This window comes from Niastella yeongjuensis (genome assembly GCF_900110245.1).
GTDB classification, from domain to species: Bacteria; Bacteroidota; Bacteroidia; order Chitinophagales; family Chitinophagaceae; genus Niastella; species Niastella yeongjuensis.
In genome coordinates this window covers 233618-245517 of sequence record NZ_FOCZ01000001.1, presented here as the reverse complement: position 1 = coordinate 245517, position 11900 = coordinate 233618, and the positions used below count along the sequence as shown (strand labels likewise).

Sequence of the window (11900 nt, the reverse complement as noted above, 5' to 3'; positions counted from 1 at the left end):
TTGTACGGGATGTTTTTCATAGGGTTTGGTATGTATCAGTAATGTGAGATGTCGTGGATTATCTTCCTGCTGCTACACCTAACCAATTGCTTTTTTCTTTAGGCCGCATGATGATTTTCTTTTTCACCAGTATGTCTTCAAGCATTTGTTTGGCCCGGGTATATTGCGAACGGCTGGTACTTTCTTCAATGTCCAGCATATCGGCAATTTCTTTGTGCGAATAACCTTCAATGGCATATAGGTTAAGAACCGTACGGTAACCTATGGGTAGCAGGCGGATGCATTCTACTACCTGTTTTGCCTGAACTATGGAAGGCACTGATTCTTCGCGTACCTGGATGCTGGTGGCATGAATGATATCGACGCTTTCGTTGAACTTTTTGTTCTTTTTGAGATGGTTGATACAGGTATGAACTATGATTCGCCGTATCCAACCCTCAAATGCTCCTTTGTTCTGAAAGGTGTGTATCTGTGAAAACACTTTGATAAATCCTTCCTGTAACATGTCTTCAGCATCTTCCCGGTGGTGGGCGAACCTGTAACAGACAGACAGCATTTTGGGACTATACCTGTTGTACAATTCCCGCTGGGCAGTAGTGTCGTTACGTAAACAGCCTTGTAAAATGGCGTCGTCGGTCATATAAACCGTTTGGTTGCCCTGTAATTTAGACAATTTTTCGATGTAATTGCTGCGCTATTCATAAAAAATTAACCAATCCGTACTTCCTTTTTAAGGTGTCAAAAACCGGTTTGGGCGGGCGTTTAAATCGCTTATTATTTAGATTGCCATGACTTTCATCTCTTTAGCCTAACCCGGTGGCGTAAGTTTTGCTGCATTTTTAAAATAACAACATAACCCTGCCTGTATCTTAAGACAACTTCATGAAACCGGCCTGCCAATCGAGTAATATATTCTACAAGACATCTTAAAACATGCGATCATGGCCAATTTAGAGGAAGTAACCCAGTCCGGATCCCCTGCTATTGAAATACACGATGGGGACGGGCATGGGGAACATGCCAAACAGTCGTTTTGGAGTCATTATGTTTTCAGCCAGGACCATAAAATGATTGCCCGCCAGTTCCTGATCACAGGAATGATCTGGGCCATCATTGGAGCTGGTTTCTCCGTTCTGTTCCGGATCCAATTGGGGTATCCCAACGAAAGGTTTCCTATTTTGGAAGACCTGCTGGGGCACTGGGGGCAGGGCGGACAAATAAACCACGAATTCTATTATTCGCTGGTTACCATGCACGGTACCATTATGATCTTTTTTGTGCTGACTGCTGGTCTTAGCGGCACCTTTGCCAACTTTTTAATACCCCTGCAATGCGGGGCCCGCGACATGGCTTCGCCCATGTTGAACATGCTTTCTTACTGGTTCTTTTTGGCCGCCAGCATTGTCATGTTCTCATCCCTGTTTTTGGAAAGCGGTCCGGCCAGTGGGGGATGGACGGCCTACCCGCCGTTAAGCGCGCTGGGGGACGCCATGCCCGGTTCGCGGGCGGGTGTTGATTACTGGCTAATATCGCTGGCTTTGTTTGTGGTAAGCACCCTGCTGGGCGGCATCAACTATATTTCAACCATATTAAACCTACGCACCAAAGGCATGACCATGACGCGATTGCCTTTAACCATCTGGGCCCTGTTCTTTACTGCCTGTCTGGGATTACTGTCTTTCCCGGTATTGCTTTCAGGTTTCATTCTGTTGCTGTTCGACCGCCATGCAGGTACCAGTTTTTACCTCAGCGATATATATATAAGCAGTATTGGCAAAGCCCTGCCCCATGAAGGCGGTAGCGCTATTCTATACCAGCACCTGTTCTGGTTCCTGGGCCACCCGGAAGTATACATTGTGATACTACCAGCCATGGGTATTGCATCGGAAGTGATCAGCGTCAATTCCCGCAAACCCATCTTTGGATACACGGCCATGGTTGGTTCGTTGTTTGCCATCGCCATCTTATCGTTCCTGGTATGGGCGCATCATATGTTTGTAACGGGCATGAATCCTTTTCTGGGTTCAGTGTTCGTATTATTGACGTTGTTGATAGCCATTCCCTCGGCTATTAAAGTATTTAACTGGCTTACCACGCTGTGGCGGGGTAATATTCGTTTTACGCCGGGCATGTTATTCGCCATCGGTTTTGTAAGCGTATTTATTTCGGGCGGACTTACCGGCATCTGGCTGGGCAATTCAACCATCGATATACAATTGCACGACACGTATTTCATCATTGCACACTTTCACCTGGTAATGGGCGTGGCGGCCATGTTTGGCATGTTTTCCGGCATTTATCACTGGTTCCCTAAAATGTATGGCCGGTATATGAATACCACACTTGGTAATATTCATTTTTGGGTAACCATGGTGGGCGCTTACTGCATTTTCTGGCCCATGCACTATGAAGGGCTGGCAGGTATGCCGCGCCGTTACCTGGATTATAGCGGCTGGGCATCGTTCAATCAGTTTGAAGACCTGAACCTGTTTATTTCGATTGCCTCCATCATTGTTTTTGCCGTGCAGCTGTTATTTGTATTTAACTTTTTCTATTCTATTTTTAAAGGAAGAACGGTAACCACTATAAACCCCTGGCAGGCTACCACCCTTGAGTGGACAACACCTATACATCCGCCACACGGTAACTGGGAGGGCGAAATACCCGAAGTACATCGCTGGGCTTATGATTATGACAGAGACGAAAGATCATTTATACCTCAAACCGAACCAGTGGGTGCGGGGGAACGACCATTTGTGGAGAGTGGAAGTGCGCTTAGAAGTTAACAGGTTGACATGTTGATAAAAGAAACCCAAAAAAGAAACAGGGTTGGTGGTTTAACACCGCCAACCCCGTTTTTTATATCGTAGGGCATTCTCTTTATCAACTATTAAATCAACACATCACCAGTCATTTCCTGAGGAATAGGTAAATGCATTGCAGTAAGGATCGTAGGCGCAATATCACCCAGTTTGCCTGGTTTAACGGTTCCTTTAAAATCAGTAGAGATAACGAATAAAGGCACCAGGTTCATGGTGTGGGCTGTATTGGGGGTGCCATCCTGGTTAATCAGGTAATCGGCATTACCATGGTCGGCAGTTAAGAAAACTGTGTAGCCATGCGCTAACGCGGCTGTTACCACGCGTTCAACACAATGGTCAACGGTTTCAACGGCTTTAATGGCGGCAGAGAAAACCCCGGTATGACCCACCATGTCGGCATTGGCAAAGTTCAAACAGATAAAATCAGCTGATTCTTTTTCAATTTCCGGAACAATGGCGTCGGTTACTTCATTAGCGCTCATTTCGGGTTTCAGATCGTAGGTAGCTACTTTGGGTGAAGGGATCATGATGCGGCGTTCCCCTTCAAAAGGCTGCTCACGGCCACCGCTGAAAAAGAAAGATACGTGGGGGTATTTTTCTGTTTCGGCTATGCGGATCTGTTTCTTGCCATTGTTGGCCAGAATTTCGCCCAACGTGTTATTCAGGTTATCGTTCTCAAATACCACGTTCACGTTTTTGAAAGTTTTATCATACTCCGTCATGGTGGTATAGTTCAGCGACAGTTTCTTCATGCCAAAATCGGGCATATCGGTTTGCGACAGTACCTCGGTGATCTCGCGGCAACGGTCGGTGCGGAAGTTAAAACAGATAACCCCATCGCCATCCTGTATAGTAGCTACCGGTTTTTGATCGGCGCCGACAATAACGGTTGGCTTAATGAATTCATCGGTAACATTGGCGGCATAGGATTGCTCGATGGCAGCCAACGCATCGGTTGCTTTTTCGCCAATACCATTAACCATGGCATCATAAGCGAGCTTTACACGTTCCCAGCGTTTGTCACGGTCCATTGCATAATAGCGGCCATCTATAGTGGCAATTTTACCTACATTTTCGCTCAGGTGGCGCTGTAAGTCGGTAACAAAACCCAGTCCGCTTTTGGGGTCGGTATCGCGGCCATCGGTGAAGGCATGTACAAATACATTGCTTACACCTTCCTGCTTACATAAAGTAATAATGGCTTTTAAATGATTGGTGTGTGAGTGTACACCACCATCACTCACCAAACCTATAAGGTGTAAAGGCTTATTATTCTCTTTGCTGTAGCGGATAGCTTTTAACAAATGCTCATTTTTAAAGAATGAACCATCACGTACAGCAACATTGATACGCTGTAATTCCTGGTACACAATACGTCCGGCCCCCAGGTTCAGGTGGCCCACTTCGCTATTTCCCATTTGTCCATCGGGTAACCCTACTAACTCACCACAGGTTGTTAAAGTGGTATTAGGATATTTTGCATACAATGAACTTACAAAAGGAGTTTTTGCATTTTGAATAGCATCTGAAGATTTAACCTTTCCAAGGCCCCAACCGTCCATTATGACTAATATAGCTTTATTATTTTGCATATAACTAGGTGATTATGTTTGGCTTGTTATTGAGAAATGCAAAGGTAAGGCAATGCTTCGGTAGTAGTAATTTTTGGCGGCATTCTTACTTTGGCATATTTTTAGCGAATTTAGCGGTGAAAAGTAAAATTTGTTCATTTATGAAAAAGTATCTGGGATTTGCGATGGTAACCATTTCGCTGGTCCTGGTGTCATTTACCCCCCTTTATTCTATCGACGACGTAGTTGCTGCTATGAAAACGGGTAATGCCAATCAACTGTCAAAGTACTTTGATAACCGGATTGATTTATCATTACCAGGTAAAAGCGATAATTACAGCAAAAGCCAGGCTGAAATGATCTTAAAAGACTTTTTTGCCACCAATACTGTAAAAAACTTCGTAGTAAAACATAAAGGGGAGCAAAATGGCTCCCAGTTCTGCATTGGACTACTGCAAACTAAAAATGGAAACTTCCGCACTAAATTCTTTATGAAGCAGAAAGGCGACCAGCAGGTTGTTCAGGAGCTTGGATTTGAAATGACGGAATAATCCTTCAACGCCGCTCGGGACCAACAGCCAACTGACAATAGCAAACGTTGCCGATTGCTTATTGCCAATTGATTACCTTTGAACTATGCTCACATTCAACGAACAGCTTCATCAATTAATTGAAGCGGCCCTGCAGGAAGATATAGGCGATGGAGATCACTCCACCTTATCGGTTATACCCGCAGATGCAAAAGGGAAAGCAGTATTAAAGGTAAAACAGGCCGGTACCATTGCCGGTATGCAGGTGGCCGAGGCCATTTTCAGGTATAAGGAACCTGGCGCCCGTTTTATTGCCTTTAAGAAAGACGGCGATTCTATGGTGCCGGGCGAAAACGCTTTTGAAGTAATTGCCGGCGTGCATACCATTCTGCAATGCGAACGCCTGGTGTTGAATTGTATGCAACGCATGAGCGGCATTGCCACCCTCACCCGTCAATATACCGACCAGTTAAAAGGATACGCCACCAAATTGCTGGATACCCGCAAAACCATCCCCGGTTTTCGACTGCTTGAAAAAGAGGCAGTACGTATTGGCGGTGGCCACAATCACCGCATGGGTTTGTATGATATGATCATGTTAAAGGATAATCACATCGATTATAGTGGTGGGTTGGAAAAAGCCATCGACCGCGCCTGGCAATATGTGCAACAGGTAAAACCCGGGTTAAAGATTGAAGTGGAAACGCGTAGCCTGGATGATGTGAAAAAGGTAGTAGCCTTTGGCAAAGTTGACCGTATTATGTTGGATAACTTTACACCCGGGCAGCTTAGCCAGGCCTTGAAAATAATAAACGGTCAATATGAAACCGAAGCCAGCGGTGGAATAACTTTGGAGAACATTACCGATTATGCAAAAACCGGCGTTGATTATGTGAGTGTGGGGGCGCTTATTCACCAGGCTGTAAGTCTTGACTTAAGTTTAAAGGCCGTGATCGTTTAAACTAACAACCCATGAGTAAAAAGAACAAACCCGATAACAAAGGATTCGTATACAGCACCGATCCCAACTTTAAGTTTGAAGAAGAGCAGCAGGGAGGGTCGAGCACCCTGCCACCCGAGCAACAAAAATTACGCATCTGGTTAAATACCCGATTACGGGCAGGTAAGGCCGTTACGCTGATCGTTGATTTTGTTGGTACAGAAGAAGACCTGGAAGACCTGGGTAAGAAACTGAAAAACTATTGCGGTACTGGCGGTTCTGCTAAAGATGGCGAGATCCTGATCCAGGGCGATCAACGCGATAAAGTGCTGCAATGGTTGTTGAAGAACGGATATAAACACAGTAAAAAGGCGGGATAAGCATATAAAATAACAAGCATGTCAGGTTGGACTATTCTTTTTGCTTTTTTAACGTTTGTAGCTTTCATTGCGCTATTGATTGGCGGAACATCCTGGGCAATGGGATTTATAAATAAAGACCGCGGTTGGACTGTGTTTGGACTGAAGGTAATGGTGGTTGCTTTATTGGCTGTTATCGTTGGCTGTGTGTTAATATGGCGATAGTAAAATATAGTAAAAAGGCGCCTTGTTTTGATGACAAGGCGCCTTTTTTATTTGGTGCTGAGGATTACTTATTGTCCTGCCGCAGAACTATACGATTTTTTATCTCCCCACATGTTCAATAATTCCAGTGAAGGTATTTTGAAATCACCACTTAAACTCACGTACAGGCCTATTACGTCCTGTTGGTTCAGTGGATAGTTATCGATGCTTTCAAAGCGAACGTTGTACTGGTTCACCAGGTTCGTATAAACCGAGCCGGTAGGCCATACCTGGGTACCCCGGTTGCTGATGTTGATGAGGTTGAATTTAACCCCGGCATGACGCTGACATTTTTTAGCGATCACATCAGGTTGCTCATTGCTTTCGATGAACATATCGACACCAATGATCTTTTCATTCTCTACTTCTTTTGTAACCAGCATGGTGTTTCTTTCCAGCTTTAAAGGAGTAGGCGTACCTGGTTTATTAGGGATCAATTGTTTGGCATTTAACTCAGGTGTTTTACCGAAGTTGCTGATGATGGCATCGGCAAACTCTGTGGTATTGAGGCTGGGTTTGCTTTTATCGCCGAAATCTCCTGTGTGTACACCTTGTTCAAGCGTATATAACAGTGCGTTTTCAATAACCGCTGCATTTTCTGTAAGACCCAGGTGACGCAGCATAGCGAAACCGCTTAACAACAGTGCTGTAGGGTTGGCAATGTTCTTACCGGCAATATCAGGTGCTGTACCATGCACGGCTTCGAAAATGCAAATGTGGTCACCAATGTTGGCGCTGGGTGCAAATCCCAAACCACCCACTAAACCAGCACACAGGTCAGATACGATATCTCCCTGCAGGTTGGTCAATACCACTACATCAAATGTATCGGGACGGGTAACCAGTTTCATACACAGGTCATCAACGATCACATCATCAGCTTTCAGATCAGGATATTCTTTGGCTACTTCATAAAAGCAGTCGAGGAACAAACCGTCGGTGATCTTCATGATGTTGGCCTTGTGGCTGCAAGTAATGCGGCGGGCCTTTTTCTGGCGGGCCATTTCAAATGCATACCGAATAACCTGTAAGCTACCGGGGCGCGTGATAAAACGGCGGCTCAATGCTACGTCCTGCGTAAGCATGTGCTCAACGCCACCATAAGTATCTTCAATATTTTCGCGAACAACTGTAATATCGATGGGAATGCCGGCTTTGGAGAAAACGGTATCAACGCCGTGCAGGGTTTGAAAAACGCGTTTGTTGGCGTAGGTGTTCCAGGTTTTACGGGCAGTAACGTTTACGCTTTTTACACCTTTGCCCTTGGGGGTTTCCATGGGCCCTTTGAACAATACGCCCAGGCGCTCGATGGTTTGCTGGGCTTCGGGCGTCATGCCGTTTGAAAAACCTTTGTCGAATACCCATTTACCCATGTCTACTATTTCGTATTCCAGGGGAACTTTATTGGCGTCGAAAATTTTTAAAACGGCACTCATAATCTCGGGTCCTATGCCGTCGCCTTTGGCCACTGCAATTTTCATATGTATATAGTTTTTGTTTTTAAAGCCACATACAACCGGTCACCAACCTGTTTTTAGAGTTATCTGTTTATCAATGAATAAGTTATGGTGAAGGAAGCATGTTAAGATGTTTAATGTTGGTCGATGTGAATAAATCCGGAGGCAAAATTAGCTATTCCCAACACAATTCATATTAAAACGTGAATAATTGCTATGGCGCGCTTTTATTTTTGACTATCTTTAAATTCCAAACTTGTTAGCGTAATGGTCTCAAAGATTTCCGAAGGAATTGAAATAAGTGTCGAAACGTTCTATCAACCCGATTATTCCAACCCTGTATCGGGTGAATATATGTTTGCCTATCGGATCACCATCGAGAATCACAATAACTATCCAGTTAAATTACATCGCCGCCACTGGTATATTATCGACAGCAATGGTACCAACCGGGAAGTAGAAGGCGAGGGAGTAGTAGGGGTTCAACCCACCCTGCAGCCTGGTGAGCGGTATCAATATGTGAGTGGTTGTAACCTGCGCAGTGAAATGGGAAAAATGCATGGCACCTATCTCATGGAGAATTTATTGAATAAAACATCATTCGATGTAAACATCCCGGTGTTTGAGATGATAGTGCCGTTTAAGATGAATTAGGGCGCAAGCGCAGTTGACCAGTTGACGAGTTAACCAGTTGACCAGGTCATTCAATTTCAAGATTAACGATTCAATTGTAAATAACTTATAAAAGGAAAGGCTCCCCGAAATTTCGGGGAGCCTTTCCTTTTATATTGTAGTCTTAACTTGTTAACTCGTCAACTGGTTAACTCGTCAACTTATTGAGCTTCCACGTGCATCATCTTCTTCAGTAGTTTGGTAAGGAAGAACAGGATCAGTGAGGCAACACCGGCCATGCCCACAAACAACATGAAGAAATCGTACAGGTTGGTCATGTGATAACCCATGAAGTTGGTGGTTTTACCTGCTTCAGGGTACAGGGCACTCAACACACCGGCTAATTTATTCGCAGCCGCATTGGCTAAAAACCACACGGCCATTAATAAAGACGCAAATTTGAAAGGCGCCAGTTTATTCACCAGCGATAAACCGATGGGTGATAAACACAGTTCACCCCAGGTATGCAGGGCATACATGCCGGTTAACCAGATCATGCTCACCTTTATACCGGGTTGTACATCCTTTACGCCAAAGGCTATCCATAAATAACCAATGGCCAGCAATCCAAGACCCATAGCCATTTTGAAGGGGGAAGTGGGCTCGCGTTTGCCCAGCTTCAACCATAACCAGGCGAAAACAGGAGCAAACAATACCACAAACACCGAGTTCAGCGATTGGAACCAACTGGCCGGAACGGTAAAAAAGCCCAAATCGCGTTGGGTTTGTTCTTCTGCAAAGAAAGTAAGCGAAGCGCCGGCCTGTTCAAATGCCGACCAGAAGAAGATCACAAAAAAGGCAACTATAAAAATAACGCCAATACGCTGGCGCTCCATATTGTTCAATGATTTGTCGGAGAAAATAAGGAATGCAATGAAGATCACACTGGCTATCAACAGGTAGGTAAGGTAGCTGACCACATTGGCATCGATGTACAACATGCCGATCAATAATGCAGAATAGAATATCAGTCCGGCAACAATATATACGGGGTTACTGAATTTTTTAGGCGAATCGGCTGGTACATTGCCCAATGGTACTCCTTCGGGCGATTTAACGTACTTGGCCTGGAAGGCTCTTTGAACCACTACGCTCAACAACATGCCGATACCTGCTACCAGGAATGCCCATTTAAAATCTGCAGGGTTGCCGGTATCGCCAACCAGTCCACAAATAAAGGGCCCGATGGCGCCGCCTACGTTAATACCCATATAAAAGATGGTATAGGCCGCATCGCTTCTCCGGTCGCCTTTGGGATACAGCTGGCCTACCATGGAAGAGATATTGGGTTTGAAAAAGCCATTACCGGCAATCATTAAACCCAGGCCGGTAAAGAAAAGAACAGCAGAAATATCGGGAGCAGACTTATATAAAGAAGCGCAGAAAAACAAAACGAATTCACCAAGGGCCATTACCAAACCGCCAAGAATAATGGAACGTTTATTGCCCCAATACCGGTCGGAAATATATCCGCCAACCAGGGGCGTTAAGTAAACAAGACTGGTATAGCTGCCATACAGGTTACTGGCAAAAGCCTTATCGAACAGCAGTGCTTTGGTCATGAACAATACCAGTATGGCCCGCATGCCATAGTAGTTATATCGTTCCCACATTTCGGTGGCAAATAAGACATACAACCCTTTCGGGTGGCCTTTAGCGGCTTTGGCAGCGGGTTGGGCTGCCTCGGGGTTAAGAGTGGCGGTTTGCGACATGTAGTTTTTGTTTTTAAAAAATCAAGCAATACGTTGGAGCAGTATTTAACGGCCCAAAATAGTGATTAATTAAATACCGCAAATACAGGCAGGGCATATTGTTAAGCCAATTATCAGCATTTTAATGCTTTTCCACTAGTTGAATGTGTCCGGAAGGCATATTTGGGGGTTTAAATCCTGCCAATCAATTCGTTACAGGGGGTAAGGAGCCCTCATTAATTAAAATTCATTAATCCCCCCCGAATGCCGAAATTCGCCGCGGCAAAAACTACTTCACTTATTTATCATGAATATTTTACTATTAGGCTCTGGTGGCCGGGAACATGCCCTGGCCTGGAAACTCGCACAAAGTAAACAATGTGATCAGTTATTTATTGCGCCCGGAAATGCCGGCACGTCGCAATATGGCACCAACGTTAATCTCTCGATTACCGATTTTGATGCCATAAAGCAATTTGTGCTGAGCAATAACATCACCCTGCTGGTGGTTGGTCCGGAAGAACCGCTGGTGAAAGGCGTTACCGATTTCTTTAGAAAAGACGAGCAACTGAAACAGGTGGTGGTTATCGGTCCCTCACAATATGGGGCACAACTGGAAGGCAGTAAGGCCTTTGCAAAGAAATTCATGATGCGCCATGGCATCCCCACCGCGGCTTACCGCGAGTTTGATGAAAGCAATTACGCGGAAGGCATTCCCTATTTACAGCAACATGCCCTGCCCATTGTTTTAAAAGCCGATGGCCTGGCAGCAGGTAAAGGTGTACTCATTTGCCAGTCGCACATGGAAGCTATTGCTGAATACGAGCTGATGTTGCAACACAGCAAGTTTGGCGAGGCCAGCAAAAAAGTGGTGGTGGAAGCCTTTTTAGACGGCATAGAACTGAGTGTTTTTGCTTTAACCGATGGCAAGGACTATGTGTTACTGCCTGAGGCCAAAGATTATAAAAGGATCGGCGTGGGAGATACCGGTTTGAACACCGGTGGAATGGGGGCCGTAAGCCCGGTGCCCTTTGCCGATGAAACCTTTATGAAAAAGGTGGTAGACCAGGTGATAAAACCAACCGTTCGCGGTCTTGAACAGGAAGCGATCGATTATAAAGGATTTGTGTTTTTCGGCCTCATTAAAGTAGGCGATGAACCCTATGTTATTGAGTACAACTGCCGTATGGGTGACCCCGAAACCGAAGTGGTGATGCCCCGCCTTAAAACCGATCTGGTTGAGTTGTTTATGGCAACCGATAAAGGTACCCTCAGCACTATAAAAATTGAACAGGACAGCCGGTATGCCTGCACAGTGATGGCAGTAAGCGGCGGTTACCCCGGTAATTACGAAAAAGGATTTGAGATCAGCGGATTAAATAAAGAAGTTCCGGCCGACAGCCTGGTTTTTCATGCAGGTACTTCGCTGAAAGATGGTAAGGTGGTAACCAGTGGCGGCAGGGTAATTACTGTTACCTCTTATGGCAATACAGTAAGTGCAGCTGTTGCCAGATCGAAGGAAACCCTGCAGCAGCTTTCGTTCGAGGGGATGTATTACCGCCAGGATATCGGTTTCGAATTCGAGTAAAAGCTT

11 protein-coding genes are annotated in these 11900 nt (G+C 45.2%); 7 read left to right on the top strand and 4 right to left on the bottom strand.

The annotated features are described in order from the left end of the window. Positions 1–58: 58 nt before the first annotated feature. A complete protein-coding gene (locus BMX95_RS01105; protein WP_242673099.1) occupies positions 59–673 on the bottom strand; it encodes an RNA polymerase sigma factor in 615 nt (204 codons plus the stop codon). 268 nt (positions 674–941) lie between these two features. Here BMX95_RS01105 and BMX95_RS01100 point away from each other — a divergent pair, with 268 nt between their 5' ends. Beyond that, the gene (locus BMX95_RS01100; RefSeq protein WP_081199421.1) at positions 942–2786 is read left to right on the top strand and encodes a cytochrome c oxidase subunit I; all 1845 of its coding nucleotides are present in this window, start codon (positions 942–944) and stop codon (positions 2784–2786) included. A gap of 104 nt (positions 2787–2890) precedes the next feature. Here the strand turns inward: BMX95_RS01100 and gpmI are convergent, their stop codons facing one another. Further along, complete coding sequence (gpmI, locus tag BMX95_RS01095; protein ID WP_081199423.1) at positions 2891–4414, bottom strand: 2,3-bisphosphoglycerate-independent phosphoglycerate mutase; 1524 nt, start codon at positions 4412–4414, stop codon at positions 2891–2893. A gap of 14 nt (positions 4415–4428) precedes the next feature. Between gpmI and BMX95_RS01090 the strand changes: the two genes are divergently transcribed. The 4 genes from BMX95_RS01090 (at position 4429) to BMX95_RS01075 (ending at position 6447) form a co-directional block, all read left to right on the top strand. Next, entirely contained in the window at positions 4429–4944 is a 516-nt protein-coding gene (locus BMX95_RS01090) for a DUF4783 domain-containing protein (protein WP_081199425.1), read from the top strand. 85 nt (positions 4945–5029) lie between these two features. Continuing rightward, positions 5030–5884 carry a carboxylating nicotinate-nucleotide diphosphorylase gene (nadC, locus tag BMX95_RS01085; RefSeq protein ID WP_081199427.1) on the top strand — a complete coding sequence of 285 codons (855 nt, stop codon included), beginning with the start codon at positions 5030–5032 and terminating at the stop codon, positions 5882–5884. A gap of 11 nt (positions 5885–5895) precedes the next feature. After that, a complete protein-coding gene (locus tag BMX95_RS01080) occupies positions 5896–6243 on the top strand; it encodes a translation initiation factor (RefSeq protein ID WP_081199429.1) in 348 nt (115 codons plus the stop codon). A gap of 18 nt (positions 6244–6261) precedes the next feature. Then, complete coding sequence (locus BMX95_RS01075; protein ID WP_081199431.1) at positions 6262–6447, top strand: hypothetical protein; 186 nt, start codon at positions 6262–6264, stop codon at positions 6445–6447. A gap of 68 nt (positions 6448–6515) precedes the next feature. Here BMX95_RS01075 and BMX95_RS01070 read toward each other — a convergent pair whose 3' ends face one another. Next, the gene (locus BMX95_RS01070) at positions 6516–7967 is read right to left on the bottom strand and encodes an isocitrate/isopropylmalate family dehydrogenase (protein ID WP_081199433.1); all 1452 of its coding nucleotides are present in this window, start codon (positions 7965–7967) and stop codon (positions 6516–6518) included. A gap of 243 nt (positions 7968–8210) precedes the next feature. On the opposite strand from BMX95_RS01070, the gene apaG reads away from it, so the two are divergent. After that, the gene (gene apaG / locus BMX95_RS01065) at positions 8211–8597 is read left to right on the top strand and encodes a Co2+/Mg2+ efflux protein ApaG (RefSeq protein ID WP_081199435.1); all 387 of its coding nucleotides are present in this window, start codon (positions 8211–8213) and stop codon (positions 8595–8597) included. A 179-nt stretch (positions 8598–8776) separates the two neighbouring features. Here the strand turns inward: apaG and BMX95_RS01060 are convergent, their stop codons facing one another. After that, on the bottom strand, positions 8777–10327 hold the full coding sequence (locus tag BMX95_RS01060) for a peptide MFS transporter (RefSeq protein WP_081199437.1): 1551 nt from the start codon (positions 10325–10327) through the stop codon (positions 8777–8779). A 286-nt stretch (positions 10328–10613) separates the two neighbouring features. Here BMX95_RS01060 and purD point away from each other — a divergent pair, with 286 nt between their 5' ends. Next, the gene (gene purD, locus BMX95_RS01055) at positions 10614–11894 is read left to right on the top strand and encodes a phosphoribosylamine--glycine ligase (RefSeq protein WP_081199438.1); all 1281 of its coding nucleotides are present in this window, start codon (positions 10614–10616) and stop codon (positions 11892–11894) included. The last annotated feature ends 6 nt before the right edge of the window (positions 11895–11900 follow it).